Annotated in this window: 16 protein-coding genes and 1 pseudogene; 10 read left to right on the top strand and 7 right to left on the bottom strand. The window is 74.0% G+C overall.

From position 1 onward, the window contains the following. Together ACIQG9_RS28700 and ACIQG9_RS28695 are read left to right on the top strand one after the other, a co-directional pair. Positions 1 to 234, top strand: a 234-nt coding sequence (locus ACIQG9_RS28700) for a hypothetical protein (protein ID WP_400408234.1), incomplete at its 5' end; no start/stop codon positions are given. Next, positions 227 to 772, top strand: coding sequence for an HNH endonuclease (locus ACIQG9_RS28695; protein ID WP_400408232.1), 546 nt, complete (start codon positions 227 to 229; stop codon positions 770 to 772). The genes ACIQG9_RS28700 and ACIQG9_RS28695, both read left to right, overlap by 8 nt. Before the next feature lie 53 nt (positions 773 to 825). Here ACIQG9_RS28695 and ACIQG9_RS28690 read toward each other — a convergent pair whose 3' ends face one another. The 3 genes from ACIQG9_RS28690 to ACIQG9_RS28680 form a co-directional block, all read right to left on the bottom strand. Then, positions 826 to 1647, bottom strand: coding sequence for a class F sortase (locus ACIQG9_RS28690; RefSeq protein ID WP_400408231.1), 822 nt, complete (start codon positions 1645 to 1647; stop codon positions 826 to 828). A gap of 12 nt (positions 1648 to 1659) precedes the next feature. Beyond that, on the bottom strand, positions 1660 to 2136 hold the full coding sequence (locus ACIQG9_RS28685) for a hypothetical protein (RefSeq protein ID WP_400408240.1): 477 nt from the start codon (positions 2134 to 2136) through the stop codon (positions 1660 to 1662). Positions 2137 to 2421: 285 nt separating this feature from the next. After that, on the bottom strand, positions 2422 to 2901 hold the full coding sequence (locus ACIQG9_RS28680; protein ID WP_400408229.1) for an Lrp/AsnC family transcriptional regulator: 480 nt from the start codon (positions 2899 to 2901) through the stop codon (positions 2422 to 2424). A 147-nt stretch (positions 2902 to 3048) separates the two neighbouring features. Here ACIQG9_RS28680 and ACIQG9_RS28675 point away from each other — a divergent pair, with 147 nt between their 5' ends. Next, positions 3049 to 3951 carry a tryptophan 2,3-dioxygenase gene (locus ACIQG9_RS28675; RefSeq protein WP_400408227.1) on the top strand — a complete coding sequence of 301 codons (903 nt, stop codon included), beginning with the start codon at positions 3049 to 3051 and terminating at the stop codon, positions 3949 to 3951. A gap of 98 nt (positions 3952 to 4049) precedes the next feature. On the opposite strand, the gene ACIQG9_RS28670 is transcribed toward ACIQG9_RS28675, so the two are convergent. Then, on the bottom strand, positions 4050 to 4922 hold the full coding sequence (locus tag ACIQG9_RS28670; protein ID WP_400408238.1) for an alpha/beta hydrolase: 873 nt from the start codon (positions 4920 to 4922) through the stop codon (positions 4050 to 4052). A 349-nt stretch (positions 4923 to 5271) separates the two neighbouring features. Between ACIQG9_RS28670 and ACIQG9_RS28665 the strand changes: the two are divergent. The 3 genes and pseudogenes from ACIQG9_RS28665 to ACIQG9_RS28655 form a co-directional block, all read left to right on the top strand. Next, a pseudogene (locus ACIQG9_RS28665) lies at positions 5272 to 5556 on the top strand (amidase); the annotation flags it as partial. Positions 5557 to 5628: 72 nt separating this feature from the next. Then, positions 5629 to 5913, top strand: a complete 285-nt coding sequence (locus tag ACIQG9_RS28660; protein WP_400408237.1) for a hypothetical protein — start codon at positions 5629 to 5631, stop codon at positions 5911 to 5913. Then, positions 5900 to 6313 (top strand): DUF5130 family protein, encoded by a 414-nt coding sequence (locus ACIQG9_RS28655; RefSeq protein ID WP_400408225.1) that lies wholly within the window; start codon positions 5900 to 5902, stop codon positions 6311 to 6313. Before ACIQG9_RS28660 ends, ACIQG9_RS28655 begins: the two co-directional genes overlap by 14 nt. 118 nt (positions 6314 to 6431) lie before the next feature. Here the strand turns inward: ACIQG9_RS28655 and pepN are convergent, their stop codons facing one another. Further along, positions 6432 to 8978 (bottom strand): aminopeptidase N, encoded by a 2547-nt coding sequence (gene pepN, locus ACIQG9_RS28650; protein WP_400408236.1) that lies wholly within the window; start codon positions 8976 to 8978, stop codon positions 6432 to 6434. A 224-nt stretch (positions 8979 to 9202) separates the two neighbouring features. Between pepN and ACIQG9_RS28645 the strand changes: the two genes are divergently transcribed. The 3 genes from ACIQG9_RS28645 (at position 9203) to ACIQG9_RS28635 (ending at position 11773) form a co-directional block, all read left to right on the top strand. After that, complete coding sequence (locus ACIQG9_RS28645) at positions 9203 to 9829, top strand: disulfide bond formation protein DsbA (RefSeq protein WP_400408223.1); 627 nt, start codon at positions 9203 to 9205, stop codon at positions 9827 to 9829. A 201-nt stretch (positions 9830 to 10030) separates the two neighbouring features. After that, positions 10031 to 11233, top strand: coding sequence for a DUF1015 family protein (locus ACIQG9_RS28640; protein WP_400408222.1), 1203 nt, complete (start codon positions 10031 to 10033; stop codon positions 11231 to 11233). Between the two features lie 72 nt (positions 11234 to 11305). Then, positions 11306 to 11773: a ribose-5-phosphate isomerase gene (locus ACIQG9_RS28635; protein ID WP_400408221.1), complete on the top strand. Its 468-nt coding sequence runs from the start codon at positions 11306 to 11308 to the stop codon at positions 11771 to 11773. 35 nt (positions 11774 to 11808) lie between these two features. On the opposite strand, the gene ACIQG9_RS28630 is transcribed toward ACIQG9_RS28635, so the two are convergent. Both ACIQG9_RS28630 and ACIQG9_RS28625 read right to left on the bottom strand, forming a co-directional pair. Beyond that, complete coding sequence (locus ACIQG9_RS28630) at positions 11809 to 12141, bottom strand: hypothetical protein (protein ID WP_400408219.1); 333 nt, start codon at positions 12139 to 12141, stop codon at positions 11809 to 11811. A 52-nt stretch (positions 12142 to 12193) separates the two neighbouring features. Beyond that, the gene (locus tag ACIQG9_RS28625; RefSeq protein WP_400408217.1) at positions 12194 to 13429 is read right to left on the bottom strand and encodes a GNAT family N-acetyltransferase; all 1236 of its coding nucleotides are present in this window, start codon (positions 13427 to 13429) and stop codon (positions 12194 to 12196) included. A 110-nt stretch (positions 13430 to 13539) separates the two neighbouring features. Between ACIQG9_RS28625 and ACIQG9_RS28620 the strand changes: the two genes are divergently transcribed. After that, positions 13540 to 14079 carry a hypothetical protein gene (locus ACIQG9_RS28620; protein ID WP_400408216.1) on the top strand — a complete coding sequence of 180 codons (540 nt, stop codon included), beginning with the start codon at positions 13540 to 13542 and terminating at the stop codon, positions 14077 to 14079. Positions 14080 to 14206 lie beyond the last annotated feature (127 nt).

The raw sequence follows: 14206 nt of genomic DNA, 5'->3' as shown, positions 1-14206 counted from the left end.
CGAGAGCTGTTGAACGCTCCCGCCCTGCTCAGCGGACGGATCTGTCCGTTTCCAGGTGATGCCTGGGCGGTCTCCGACATTAGTACGTGCAATCCGGGGTCCGATCAGGGACGATTGGCGCAACGGACGTCGGTGATCCCGCCGGAGTCGGTCGTGGTTCCCCGCTGCGCGGGGCAGGGCCGGCGCAGCCAGCGGTGGGAGCGGCTGGACCGGGAGGGTGAGCACGATGCCTGACATACGACCCACGGTGGGCTCCGGCGCGCTGGTTCTCAACGCCACCTACGAGCCGCTGTGTGTCGTGTCCGTGCGTCGTGCCGCGATCCTCGTGCTCTCGGCCAAGGCCGTCTGCGTCGCCGACGGCGACGGCATCCTGCACAGCGCCCACGACGCGCTCCCCGTGCCCTCCGTGGTCCGGCTGACCCGGTTCGTCCGGGTGCCCTACCGCACCCACGTCGGGCTCTCCCGCCGGGCGATCTTCGCCCGGGACGGCGGGCGGTGCGCCTACTGCCGGGGCCCGGCCGAGACCATCGACCACGTATTCCCGCGCAGCCGGGGTGGCCGGCACGCCTGGGAGAACGTGGTCGCCGCCTGCGCCCGGTGCAACCACACCAAGGGCGACAAGACCCCGGCCGAGCTGGGCTGGCGGCTGCACTCCCTGCCGGCGGCCCCGAAGGGCACCGCCTGGCGGGTGCTCGGCCACCGGGCCCCGGACCCACGCTGGGCCGACTGGCTCGACCTGCGCGAGCCGGTGCGGGAGCCCGAGGCGGCCTGACCGTCGCGGGGCCGACCGGCACCCGGCCCGCCGGTGGGGCCGGCACGGCCGGCTCATCCGTCGCGGGCCCGGACCAGCGAGGCGTACACCACGACGTTGTCGGCGTAGCCGGTCTCGCCGCCGATCCAGCGCCCGCCGCAGGTGATCAGCCGCAGGTTGGGACGGCTGAAGTCGCCGAAGATCTGGTCGGCCGGGAGCCGGTCCTTGCCGTACCGCTGCACCTGGTCGACCTCGAAGACGGCCACCTTGCGGTCGGCGCGGGTCACCTCGATCTCGTCGCCGTCGCGCAGCTCCTTGAGCCCGTGGAACACCGCCGGCCCGGTGGTGGTGTCCACGTGCCCGACGATGACCGTCGGGCCGTACTGGCCGGGGGTGGGCCCCCGGTCGTACCAGCCGGCCTCCTGGGCGCGGGCGGTGTCCGGCACCGCGATGCTGCCGTCCGGGGCGATGCCGACGTCGTGCACCGCCGCCCGCAGGTCGATCGACGAGATGGCGATCTGGGTCGGCGGGCTCCCCGACAGCACCGGGAACTTCTTCGGCGGCGGACGCAAGCCGGCGATGAACCGGTCCGGCAGGACGCTCAGCCCGGTGACCCGCTCCACCCCGAGCATCGCCACGATCAGCACCATCACGGCGGCGATCGCCAGTACCGGGAGGCCCGGCCCCTGCCCGGCGAACCGGCCCCGGAACGCCGGGACGCGGGGCGCCGGCCGTACCGGACGGGCGTGCCTGGCCGGGTCGGTGGTGGTGACGCTGGCGGAGAAGGCGTGGCTGGCCGCGCGGCGGAAGCGGCCGGCGGTGCGGGCGGTCAGCCGGGCCGCCGCCCGCACCCGGTCCCCGGCCGACCGTGGCGGGCGCGCGTGGGTGCGGGCCATGGCGGTGGTGGGTCAGGAGCCGGCCCGGGTCCGCCGGCGGTTCCCGCCGAAGACGCCGAGTCCGGCCACCACGGCCACCGCGGCGAGGCCGCCGACCAGCAGCAGCGAGCCGACGCCCCGGTCGCCGGCGGTCCCGCCGCCGCCGGTCGCCGGCCCCTTGCTGGGTTGCGCCATGTTCAGCACGGTCAGCATGGTCGACGCGGTGTGGCCGTTGCCGCAGCGCAGGTCCACCGGGTAGTCGCCGGGTTGCTTGTTGCCCGGGATGGTCACCGCGCCGGTCAGGAAGCCGTTGTCGGGGCGTACCACGACCCGCCCGAAGGCGTCCGACTGCACGGTGGCCTGCTGGTTGTTGGCGTTGTCGCAGCTAGCCCGGACGGTGACCCGGGTGCCGGCCTGCGCGCTGTTCGGGGTGACCTCGACGAAGGTGTTCTCGCCGGCCCGGGCCGGCTGCGCCGCCGCCAGCACGAGCGCCCCGACCAGGGCGAACATCGCCAGTACGGCGGAAAAGGCGCGATGATGCAGAGTGAGCCCCCGCATGATTCCCCCCTCCCGGCGACGGTTCGCCGGAATCCTGCGACGGGTGTGCGGGACCTGCATTCCCGCTGACCCGAGGGCAAACCCGGAGTGTGATCCACTCCGGCCCGCCGGGACCGGGGGTGCCCCCGCGCGGTCCGCCACCCGCCGACCCGACGTCGACCGCCGGCCGCGAGCCCGGATCGCGGCCGGGTGACCGTCGGCGGCGGGCGGTGCCGGGCTCGGTGGGCGGTGCCGGGCTCAGCGTCGGCGGGCGCCCGGAGCCGGCGGCCCGGGGGGCGTCGCCGGCAGCGGGGTGACCGGATGCCACTCCAGCGGGGTGGAGAGCACCATCGTGCTGGACGGCTGGCCGTACGGGGCGAGCCGGTCGATCACCGCCTCGAACTCCGTGATCGAGCCGGCGGCGACCTTGAGCATGCTGCACGCGTCCCCGGTGATCCGGTGGATCTCGCGGATCTCGGGCCAGTCGGCAACGGCCGGGTCGTGCAGGATGCAGCGCGAGCCGTAACAGGACATCCGGATCAGCGCGACCACCCCCCGGCCGGCCCGGGCCAGGTCCACGTGGGCGTGGTAGCCGGTGATCACCCCGGACTCCTCCAGCCGGCGGACCCGCTCGGCCACCGCCGGTGGGGACAGGTGTACCCGGCGGGACAGCTCGCTGTAGGACAGCCGCGCGTCGGCCTGCAACTCGCGGAGCAGCGCCCAGTCCATCTCGTCCACGCGGGGACTTTACCTTCCACAGGTCATACCAGGGAAGTGCCTTCCGAGTCGAAGGCAACTCTGCTCGATCGCCGTCGAATCGGCATTCCATACCCCCTCCACGCCGCGAGATCATGTCGGAAACCGGTACCTGGAGGAGGCGAGACGGTGGAACAGACGGAGCTGCGGGCGGCCACCCTGACCCCGGCGGTACGCCCGGCCACCCCGCAACAGCGCAGCGCACGGGCCGCTCGCAACGGCGGTGAACCGACGCTGGAGTTCACCGAGCGCGTCCCGTACGACGCCTACGTGCACGCCAGCACCCTGCACACCCTCCAGCAGCCGCTCAGCGCCGACCCGGGCGAGATGTCCTTCCTGGTGGTCAGCCAGATCATGGAGCTGTACTTCGGGCTGACCTGCCACGAGCTGCGCCAGGCCCAGCGGGACCTGCGGGCCGACCGGGTCTGGGCGGCGCTCGCCCCGCTGCGCCGCGCCGCGCTGCACCTGGAGGGGCTCAACGCCGCCTGGCGCGGGCTGCGCTGGATGACCCCGGCCGACTTCAACCGGTTCCGCAACCTGCTCGGCGAGGGCTCCGGCTTCCAGTCCGCCATGTACCGCCAGTTGGAGTTCCTGCTCGGGCTGCGCGACCCGGCGCTGGTCCGCCCGTTCCGCCGGCAGGCCCAGGTGTACGACGAGCTGCGCGCCGCCCTGGCCACGCCGAGCCTCTGGGACGACGTGCTCGCCCTGCTCGCCCGGCACGGCCACGAGCTCCCCGCCGACCTGCTCGCCCGGGACGTCGCCGTCGAGCACCTGCCGCACCCGCTCGTCGAGGCGGCCTGGGTGGCGGTCTACGACGACGACGGGCCGGACAACCACCTGCGCCTGCTCGGCGAGGCGTTGGCCGAGGTGGCCGAGCAGTTCGGCGACTGGCGGTGGAACCACGTGAAGGCCGTCCAGCGCACCATGGGCGCCAAGGTCGGCAGCGGCGGCTCCGCCGGGCTGGCGTGGCTGCAACGCAGCATGTCCCGGGTGGTCTTCCCGGAGCTGTGGTCGGCCCGTACCGCGATGTGAGCGGTCCGGCCACCGTCACCTCGGGCGCCCGCCGCACACCCCTGACCGGACGCGCCGCCCTCGCACCAGGGTGGGCGCGTCCGGCCGGGCCGGCCGGGTCAGGAGTGCGGGCAGGTGTCCCGGTACTCCTCGATCGCGGTGCCCCGGGGCGCGGGGCAGAGGAACTGCTCGTAGCGGGTGTCGTCGTCGACGAACCGCTTCAGCCAGGAGATGCTGTACTTCGCCACCGTCACGTTCGCCGAGGTGGGGGCGGCGTGGCTGGCCGCGTTCAGCTCCAGGTACGCCTTGTCCAGGGTGGCCGGCAGGCTGGTGTAGAACGGCTCCGAGTGCGACGACACCGGGGCGACGGTGTCGTTCTCCGCCCCGACCACCAGCGTCGGCACCCGTACCGACGACCAGTTCTTCACGCTGTGCCAGCCGGTCAGCGGGATCGCCGCCTGCAACTGGGGTCGGGTGTTCGCGGCCGAGAGACTGCCGCCGCCGCCCATCGAGTGCCCCATCACCGCGAGCCGGTTCCGGTCGATCCGGGTCCGGACCGCGCTGCTCCCGGTGAGGTAGTCCAGGGCGGCCAGTAGCTGGGTGCCCCGGGCGGCCGGCTGGTCGTACACGGAGAGGGTGTCGATCGTGATGACGACGAAGCCCTGCGAGGCCAGCCGGGGGCCGAGCCAGGCGACGCTGGACTGGCTGGCGGTGTAGCCGGGGGAGATGGCCACCGCGCCGAAGGTGCCCTCGGCGGTGCTGGTCGGGTAGTAGATCGTGCCACCACGGAAGCCGGAGACGCTGGACGCCGCGACGGTGGTCTGCGCGATGGCGAACGGGCCCCGGGTGGCCTCGATGCTGGCGACGGTGGGGGCGGGACCGCGCTCGTAGGGGTTTGCCGCGAGCAGCGCGACGCGCCGGGCGTCGGCGGTCGCGGCGGTCGCGTCCGGCGTGCCGACCGCACCGGCGCCGACCAGCGCGAGGGCCAGCAACGGGCGGGTGGCGAGCCGGGACCACCGGCGGCGCGGACGGGACGGGACGGGGTGTGAGTGCGGGTGGGGGTGGAGGGCGGGCACGGGTTGCACGTTCGCTGCTCCCTGCGGGGTGGGCGGATCCGGCCACGGGGGATGCCGGATTCGATCGACATATGCCGATCGATGTGGCCATCCTCCGCGTCCCGGCCCGACAGCGGACAATCCCGACCGGGTCATGTCAGGGGGGTATGGGGCCGCACACCGGCGGCCGGTCCGGCCGTGTGTCGCCCCGGCAATGCCGCCGCTGACCGGGCAGGATGGCGGCATGGTCGACCCGCACGACCCGGCGGCTGACGGCGTGCCCGACGGCGACCGGGCCGCCGATTGCGACCGGCGACGCCGGTTCACGCCGTACTGCGCCATCTCCACCGGTACGGGGGAGCCGTCCGTCCCGGCACCGATCGGCCGGACCGCGACGGACCTCCCCGTCGGGGTGCCGCTGACCGGTCGGCACGGTCGGAATGCCCGACTTCCGGCCATCGCGGCACGGCGGGAAGAACGCGGTGACGGGCGGGATCGGCACCCCGCAATCTGGCGGGACGTCGACTCCGCTAACGTGAATAGCAGCGGAGTCGGGCGGTCGGCGCCATGATCGTCCACCCGACCCGGATGCTCTGGTCTCTCTTACCGCCTGGGGGCGTTGGGATTGTCTGTCACTGAGACGTTGCTGATCTTCGTCGGCATCCCGGCGGCGGTGGTGCTGGTGATCGTCGGGCTGACCTTCGCCGGCAACCGCAGCAGCGGCGGCGGCGCCAAGCGCTACCGGCCGGGCCGGCGGTTCGACTTCACCCCGGTCTGGTTCCTGGGCCGCCCGGAACAGCTCGCCGACTCGGCCGGCACCGCGCTGGCCGCCGGCGCGCAGGCCCCGGCGCTGACCAGCCACAAGCTTGAGCAGGCCGGCATCGAGGCGCCGGCCGGTGGAACCGGAGGCGCAAGTGACCGTTGGTGAGAAGGCGGCCGAGGCCGGGTCGGACAACCCGCCCGAGGTGCTGGACGGACCGTTCTCGACCCGCCAGTTGCTCCGCATCGACGAGGCGCTGCGCCTCGCCGACCAGGGCACCGGCCTGGTCTTCTCGGTCTACGTGGGCGGCCTCGACGAGCCGATCCGGGAGCACGCCGAGCGGCTGCACCACCAGCTCGCCGAGCCGGACCGGTCCGTCCTGATCGCCGTGTCGCCCAACCAGCGCCAGCTTGAGGTGGTCACCGGCCGCTACGCCCGCAAGCGCATCCCGGACACGTACACCAAGCTCGCCGCGCTGTCCATGGTGGCGTCCTTCGGCGGCGGCGACCTGGCCGGCGGCATCATCCAGGGGCTCGACCAACTCGCCAGCCACGCCGGCCGGGGCTGAGCCCACCCGCACGTACGACGAAGCCCGGTCCGCCTCGCGCGGGCCGGGCTTCGGCCTGTCGGCCAGCGGGGCGGCGCGGGCTGTGCCACCCACGCCGGCCCCGGGCCGGTACCGATGATCAGGCGCTCCGGGCGTCCTTCGCGCGGGCCTTCAGCGCCCGGACCACGCCGTCGCGCCCCTCGGCGACCAACCGGCGCAGCGACGCCGGGTGACCGTCGCCGGCCAGCCACGCGTCGGTGCCGGCCACCGTCTCCTCCGCCACCAGGTACGACGGGTAGGCGAGCTGGGCGAACTCCTGCGCCGGCTCGCTGTCCCGGCTGGCCCAGACCTGGCCCACCGTCGCGAAGTACCGCTCCCGGTACGGCGCGACCAGCTCGACCTGTGCCGGGTGGGTGAACCCCTGCAACAGGGCCCGGTGCCGCCAGTTCGGCAGCGCCTCCGGGCCGGTGAGCTGCGCCCACACCGCCGCCTTGTTCTCCTCGGTCGGCACCAGCGCGTGCGCGTACGCGGCCTCCCGCTCGCCGCTGGCCGTACGGTCGCCGGCCAGCTCGGCCTCGATCTCGGCGGTGCCGGCCGCCCCGTTGGCCACCAGCGACTGGAGGACCGTCCAGCGCAGCTCGGTGTCGACGGTCAGCCCGGCCGGCACGTCGGCGCCGTCCAGCCAGCCGCGCAGCGTCGCCAGGTCCTCGTCGGAGCGGGCCGCCGAGGCGTACGCGCGGGCCCAGGCGAGCTGGAAGCCGCTGCCCGGCTCGGCCGCCGCCAGCGCGTCCCTGGTGGTACGGGAGAGCGCGGCCCAGCCGGTCGGCGCCCACGCCGGGTCGGCGTAGAAGGTGAGCGTGGTGCCGGCCTGCCGCAGGGTGGCGGTGATCAGGTTGATGTCCGTCTCGGCGGGCAGCCCGGCGAGCACCAGCGCCACGTAGTCGCGGGCGGACAGTTCGGCGTCCCGGACCATGTCCCAGGCGGCCGTCCAGCACAGCGCCCGGGCCAGCGACGACTCGAAGCCGGCGAGGTGCTGCACCACGGTCGCCATCGACCGGTCGTCCAGCCGCAGCTTGGTGTAGGTCAGGTCGTCGTCGTTGAGCAGCAGCACGTCGGCGGCGGGCTTGCCGTGCAGCACCGACAGCTCGGTCAGCTCGCCGGTGACGTCCACCTCGACCCGCTCCCGGCGGACCAGCCGGCCGTCGGCGAGGTCGTACAGGCCGACCCCGATCCGGTGGGTACGCAGCGTCGGGTGTCCGGCCGGCGCCTCCTGATGGACCAACACCCGCTCGTATCCGCCGTCGGCGCCGACGGTCACCTCGGGCCGCAGCGTGTTGACCTGCGCGGTCTCCAGCCACTGCGCGGCGAACTTGCGCAGCTCCCGGCCGGAGGCCGCCTCCAGCTCCGACAGCAGGTCGTCGAAGGTGGCGTTGCCCCAGGCGTGCTTGCCGAAGTATGCCCGCAGGCCGGCCAGGAACGGCTCCTCACCGACGTACGCCACGAGCTGCTTGAGCACGCTGGCGCCCTTGGCGTACGTGATGCCGTCGAAGTTGACCTCGACCGCCTCCAGGTCCGGCATTTCGCAGTAGACCGGGTGGGTGGAGGAGAGCTGGTCCTGCCGGTAGCCCCAGTTCTTGCGGATGGACAGGAAGGTCGTCCACGCCTCGGTGAACCGGGTAGCGTGGGTGTTGCACCAGTGGCTGGCCCACTCGGCGAACGACTCGTTCAGCCACAGGTCGTTCCACCAGCGCATGGTGACCAGGTCACCGAACCACATGTGGGCCAGCTCGTGCAGGATCGTGTTGGCCCGCTGCTCGTACTCGAAGTCGGTGACCTGCGAGCGGAAGATGTAGTGCGACTCGGCGTGGGTGACGCAGCCGAAGTTCTCCATCGCGCCGGCGTTGAAGTCCGGCACCCAGAGCTGGTCGTACTTGGGCAGCGGGTAGCGCACCCCGAACTGCTGGTGGAAGAAGTCGAAGCCCTGCTTGGTGATCAGGAACAGGTCGTCGGCGTCGAGGTACTGCGCCATCGAGGCGCGGCAGTACACGCCGAGGTCGATGCCGTCGTGGCTGTCCCGCACCTCGTGGTACGGCCCGGCGCAGAGCGCGGTGATGTAGGTGCTCATCCGCGCCGACTCGGTGAAGTGGACCGTCTTCAGCGCCTCGCCGGCCGGCTCCTCCCGCTCCACCGGCATGTTGGAGACCACCCGCCAGTGCTCCGGGACGGTGGCGTGCCAGGTGTAGACGCTCTTCAGGTCGGGCTGGTCGAAGCAGGCGAAGACCTTCTGCGCGTCCGCCGTCTCGAACTGGCTGTACAGGTAGGTCTCGCCGTCGACCGGGTCGACCGTACGGTGCAGGCCCTGCCCGCTGGTGGAGTAGCCGAAGTCGGCGTCCACCACGAGGACGTTCTCGGCGGCGAGGCCGGTCAGCGTGAGGCCCTTCTCGGCGGACCAGCCGGAGCGGTCCACCTCGACGCCGTTGAGCGTGGCCGAACGTACCGACTCCGCCGCGACCTCGATGAAGGTGCCGGCGCCCGGCTCGGTGCAGCGGAACCTGACCTCGGTCCTCGACCGGAAGGTGCGGCCCTCGGCCTGCACGGCGGTCGACAGGTCCAGGTTGATGTCGTACCCGGTGACCTCCAGCAGGCGGGCCCGTTCGGTGGCCTCGACCTGGGTCAGGTTGCGCACTCCCGGCACTTTCGTCTCCATCCCACTCTCGCCGCCTCGCGGCTGTGCCAGCCCTGTCGGCCGCTCGTGGCGGTCGGTCCGAGCCGAGTCTTCCATGCACCGACGCCCTGCGGTGGTCGACGTCACGCTCTCATTCCGGTAGCGGTCGATGCCCTCCGGGGTGAGGATCGAAGGTAGCGGCACCAGGGCCGTCCAGCGCATTCCCCGTCGCGAAGGGACTCGCCATGACCGATCGTGTCACCGCCGACATGTGGTTCGACCCGTTGTGCCCCTGGGCCTGGATCACCTCCCGTTGGCTGCTGGAGGTCGAGAAGGTCCGGGACGTGGACATCGCGTACCACGTGATGAGCCTCTCGGTGCTCAACGAGGGCCGGGACCTGCCCGAGCAGTACCAGGAGCGGATGCGCAGCGGCTGGGGCCCGGTGCGGGTCTGCATCGCCGTCGAGCAGGCCCACGGCGCCAAGCCGCTGGCGGAGCTCTACACCGCCCTGGGCACCCGGATCCACCTCGGCAAGGAGCCGCTCGGCCGGGAGCTGTTCACCAACGCCCTCGCCGACGTCGGGCTGGACCCGGCGTTCGCCGACGCCGCCGACTCCACCGAGTACGACGAGGCGCTGCGGGCCAGCCACGAGGCCGGCATGCGGCCGGTCGGCACCGACGTCGGCACCCCCGTCATCCACGCCCCCGGGCCGGACGGCGGCGACAAGGTCGCCTTCTTCGGCCCGGTCGTCACCCCGGCGCCGAAGGGCGAGGCCGCCGGCCGGCTCTGGGACGGCGTCCTGCTGGTCGCCGCCACACCCGGCTTCTACGAGCTGAAGCGCTCCCGCGAGCTGGGCCCGATCTTCGACTGATCCGGCTCCCACGTCCGGGGCCCGTCCCACCCGGGACGGGGCCCGGACGCCCGTCGGGTCACCGGGCTGGCCCGGTAGTGGTCACCGCTCCGGCGGCGGACCGGGCCGAACCGCCCGTCCGACCGGGTTCACCGTTCAACTGGTGGACCCGCCGTAGGGTCGGCGTCGTCCGGCCCACCGCCGGCGGTAGCGTCAACCCACATGACGATCGTGCATCCGATCGCCCGGGCCTGGATCACCACCGGCGGCACCGGCGCGCAGAACTACGACGAGTTCGCCGACGACGCGGAGATCACCGCGATCATCGACGCGAACCCGCACAGTGCCCTCGGCATCGAGATGCCCCACCGGGCGCCGGAGAGCCTCGGGAAGTCCTTCCTCGACGCGCTCGGCGACGCGGTGGCCCGCCTCGCCGAGGCCAAGGCCGACGGCAGCTACACCCCGGCCGAACAGGTCGTGGTGCTCTACCGGATCAGCGCGCCGGGGGAGGAGCCCGCGTACGGGCTGTTCGCCATGGTCGACACCGACCAGATCTCCACCAGTGCCGACGAGCCGGGCCTGGTCATCCGCAACGAGGACGTCTTCATCGCCAAGGTGCGGGAGCGGGTCGCCCTGGCCGAGTCGCTGGGCCACCTGCTCTCGCCCGTACTGCTGCTCCAGACCGGGCGCGGCGACGAGCTGCACGGCGCGCTCGCGGCGGCGACCGAGTCGGCCGGCCCGCCCGCCGCCACCGACACCGACCAGGCCGGCCGGACGCACGCCATCTGGCTGCTCGGCCCCGGCCCCGAGCAGGACGCGCTGACCGCCCTCGCCGGCGGTGGCGAGCTGGTGGTCGCCGACGGCAACCACCGCAGCCTCGCCGCGCAGACCGGCGGCCTGCCGCGCTTCCTCGCGGTGATCACCACGCCCGCCTCGGTCGCCATCCAGCCGTACAACCGGCTGGTCAGCGAGTTGACCAGCACCCCCGACGAGCTGCTCGACCGGCTCCGGGCCGCCGGTGCGCAGGTCAGCCCGATCGACGGCCCGGTCGAGGTCCCGGCGGCCGGCGGCACCGTGCACCTCCGGCTCGCCGGCCGGGGGTACGCGGTCAGCCTGCCGCACGACGCGGGTGCCGCGCGGCTGGCGAACCTGGACCACGCCCTGGTCGAGCGGCTGCTGCTGCGCGACGCGCTCGGCCTCGACCCGGGCGACAAGCGGATCACCTACGTCGGTGGCGACTACCCGGCGAGCTGGCTCACCGGCGAGGTGGACGCCGGCCGCGCCGAACTGGCCGTGCTGATCGCCCCGGTCACCGTGGACGACTTCGTCGCGGTGAACCTGGCCCGGGAGAAGATGCCCCGCAAGAGCACCTGGTTCACCCCGAAGGCACGTGGTGGCCTGGTCGTCGCCGAGCTGCCCCGCTGATCCTGTGACGAATCCGCCCCGGCACGCCGCCCCCACGGCGTGCCGGGGCGGGGCCCTGACAGACTGCCCGGTATGCGCGTCTACCTGGGATCCGACCACGCCGGCTTCGAGCTGAAGGTGCACCTGGCCAACCATCTGGCCAAGCAGGGATACGAGCTGGTCGACGTCGGCCCGCACGCCTTCGACCCCGACGACGACTACCCGACCTTCTGCCTGCACACCGGTGACCGGGTGGTGGCCGACCCGGGCAGCCTCGGCGTGGTCATCGGCGGCTCCGGCAACGGTGAGCAGATCGCCGCCAACAAGGTCGCCGGCATCCGCGCGGCCCTGGCCTGGAGCATCGAGACCGCCCAGCTCGGCCGGGAGCACAACGACGCCAACGTGGTGGCCGTCGGGGCCCGCCAGCACACCCTGGACGAGGCCACCGCCATCGTCGAGGCGTTCCTGACCACCCCGTTCTCGGGCAACGAGCGGCACGCCCGGCGGATCGCCCAGGTGGCCGAGTACGAGCGCACCCGCGCCCTGCCCGACCTGCCCTGACCTGTGCCGACCGGGCCGGCCGCCGGTCGGCCCGGTCACCGTCCCGTGCGGGGCAGGTCCTCCCGGGGCACCCAGTTCCGTCGGACGATCACCAGCCGTTCCCCGGCCTCGGCGAGGTCCGCGTCGGTCGGTCGGGCGGCGTCCCGGGCCCGCAGCGCCGCGCTCACCCCCACCTGGGACGAGCCGGACCCGACCAGCCCGCGTAGCCCCCGCTCACCGTCGTCGCCGCCCGCGCCGCCCCGCCGGGCCCGGGGCGCGGGCGCCCCGTCGTGCACCTCGGCCGTCGCCGCCGTCGGGACGTCACCGGCCCCGGCCACCGGATCGGACTGGTGCCGCAGCCGGCGTCGCCGTCGCTCCGCATCCGCCATCAACCGACCGTACCGTCCGGGCCGGTCCGGGGCACCAGGGTCGGCGGGTCGGTCAGAAGATCTCCATCGGTGCCGGGGCCCGGTGCCAGCCGAACGCCGGGCCGGCGGCGGCGAGCGCACCGGGTCGCCGCTCGCGGATCCGGCCCGCCGCGGCCAGCGCGGTCGGCGTCGAGCCACCCAGGTACAGCTCGCCCAGGCAGCGGACGTCGCAGGCCAGCTCGGCCGGGTCGTCGGTACGCACGCAGGTGGCTCCGGTCGGGCCGCCGGTGAGCCGCCAGCGGCCGGTGTTCTCCGGCAGCAGCGGGTCGGTCACCTCGATCACCAGGTCCACCGCGGTGGCGTACCGGCGGGCGGCCAGCGCAGCCGGGACGTCCACCAGCCGCACCCAGAGCGCGTCGACCAGGTGGGCACCGAGCCGGCGTGGCTCGTTCACCAGCCGCAGCAGCGGCTCGTCCACGGCCGCCCGGTGGTACGACAGCCGCCGGGTCAGGTCGACCGAGAACAGCGCCCGCCACAGCGCCAGGTAGCCGTCCGGGTCGGCGGCCACCACCTCGTCCACCCGGACCAGCCCCTTCGGGCCGAAGGCGTCCCAGTCCTGCGCGGTGCGGAACAGCGCGTACCCGTCCACGCCGTCCGGCCCCTCGTGCAGCAGCACCCGCCGGGCCGTCGCGCCGCTCCGCTGGGACGGCGGGTCGCTCAGCACGTACCGCCACCAGCGCTCGTCCCGGGTCGACCAGCCGGGACGTTCCGGGCGCAGCCGGTCGTACAGCCGGGCCAGCTCGGCCTGCCGGGCGGCCGGCCGGTCCAGGCGCAGCGTGCCCGGCGCGGACGTCGGTGCCGGCAGCCGCAACTCGGTGGTGGCCGGGCAGTCGATGGTGAGCCGCTGCGCGGCCAGCCCGTAGCCGAACCGGGGGTAGATCCGGCCCTCGCTGGCCCAGAGCACCGCGACCGGCTCCCGCCCGGCGTCGTGGATCTCCCGCAGTTGCCGTCCCATCAGGGTGGTGAGCAGCCCGCGCCGGCGGTGGGTGGCGGCCACCGAGACCAGGGTCACGTGCGCGGCCGGCACGGTCGCGCCCGGCACGCTCAGCGTGCGGCCGTACGCCGCCACGTGGGCCACCGCCGCGCCGCCGTCCCGGACCAGCAGCGCCCGGTCCGGCTCGAAGACCCCACGCTCGACCTCGTGGGTCTCCGGGTCGATCGGATGGCCGAACGCGTCGGCGATCAACTGGGCGATGTCGTCGAAGTCGTCCGGTCCGGGTACCAGCACGGTGGGTGGGGTGGCGCTCATCGCCCCTGTCTAGTCGAACGACGCGGGGGCGGCGACCTATTTGTGGGCTGGCTACCCTCGAAGGCGGTGGACCGGCCGACGGCCGGCACCGCTCATGGGGAGGACACAAGATGGCAGACCAGACACAGCCGTGGGCCGAGCGGACCGTCGAGGTACCGCCCCAGCCCGGTGTCGGGGTGCCCCCGCAGCGGGAGCCGTTCCGGCGGGGCGTCGCCTCGGTGGGGCAGTCCCACACCCCGCGCACCGACCCGTTCCCGGTGGTCGACCCGGACGCGCACGGCTGGTCCGACCCCGCGCCACCGCGCCGGCCGATGAGCTGGCACGTGGAGCAGCTCCGCCGGGGCGGCGAGTGGAGCACGGCCGGGGCGCTCTTCGCCTTCGTCTGCTGGGGCATCTGGGCGATCTCCGGCGGGGGTGACCTGGGCGCCCCGCTGCTCACCTTCCTGCTCAGCCTGCTCGTCGCGGCCGGGCTCTTCGCCCTGTCCCGGCTGATCGGCCGGTTGGTCCTGGAGCGCCAGCTCGGCCGGGTGCGGCGCAGCGCGCGCGGCGCGCACCTGGTCACGGCGATCTTCCTGACCGGCGTCGGGATCGCCTACCTCCAGCAGACCGAGTGGGTCATGGACGCCTGGAACTTCCTCACCGGCAACTGACCCGCGTGGGTCGTCGGTCGCGGGGGGGGGGCCGCCACCCCCCCCCCCCCCCCCCCGCCCCGGGGGGGGGGGGCGGGCCGGCCGGGGGTCTCCGCCCCGCCGGCGGGGGTCTTTACCCCCCCCGCGC

It is taken from the genome of Micromonospora sp. NPDC092111, assembly GCF_044755745.1.
Lineage (GTDB): Bacteria > Actinomycetota > Actinomycetes > Mycobacteriales > Micromonosporaceae > Micromonospora.
This window is presented reverse-complemented; position numbering and strand designations above follow the sequence as displayed.

Excerpts from the sequence above, each read along its gene's own strand:
- ACIQG9_RS28635 (WP_400408221.1), top strand. The coding sequence starts at position 11,306 with ATGCGCGTCTACCTGGGATCCGACCACGCCGGCTTCGAGCTGAAGGTG.
- ACIQG9_RS28695 (WP_400408232.1), top strand. The coding sequence starts at position 227 with ATGCCTGACATACGACCCACGGTGGGCTCCGGCGCGCTGGTTCTCAAC.
- ACIQG9_RS28690 (WP_400408231.1), bottom strand. The coding sequence starts at position 1,647 with ATGGCCCGCACCCACGCGCGCCCGCCACGGTCGGCCGGGGACCGGGTG.
- ACIQG9_RS28625 (WP_400408217.1), bottom strand. The coding sequence starts at position 13,429 with ATGAGCGCCACCCCACCCACCGTGCTGGTACCCGGACCGGACGACTTC.
- ACIQG9_RS28645 (WP_400408223.1), top strand. The coding sequence starts at position 9,203 with ATGACCGATCGTGTCACCGCCGACATGTGGTTCGACCCGTTGTGCCCC.
- ACIQG9_RS28620 (WP_400408216.1), top strand. The coding sequence starts at position 13,540 with ATGGCAGACCAGACACAGCCGTGGGCCGAGCGGACCGTCGAGGTACCG.
- ACIQG9_RS28640 (WP_400408222.1), top strand. The coding sequence starts at position 10,031 with ATGACGATCGTGCATCCGATCGCCCGGGCCTGGATCACCACCGGCGGC.
- ACIQG9_RS28685 (WP_400408240.1), bottom strand. The coding sequence starts at position 2,136 with ATGTTCGCCCTGGTCGGGGCGCTCGTGCTGGCGGCGGCGCAGCCGGCC.
- ACIQG9_RS28630 (WP_400408219.1), bottom strand. The coding sequence starts at position 12,141 with ATGGCGGATGCGGAGCGACGGCGACGCCGGCTGCGGCACCAGTCCGAT.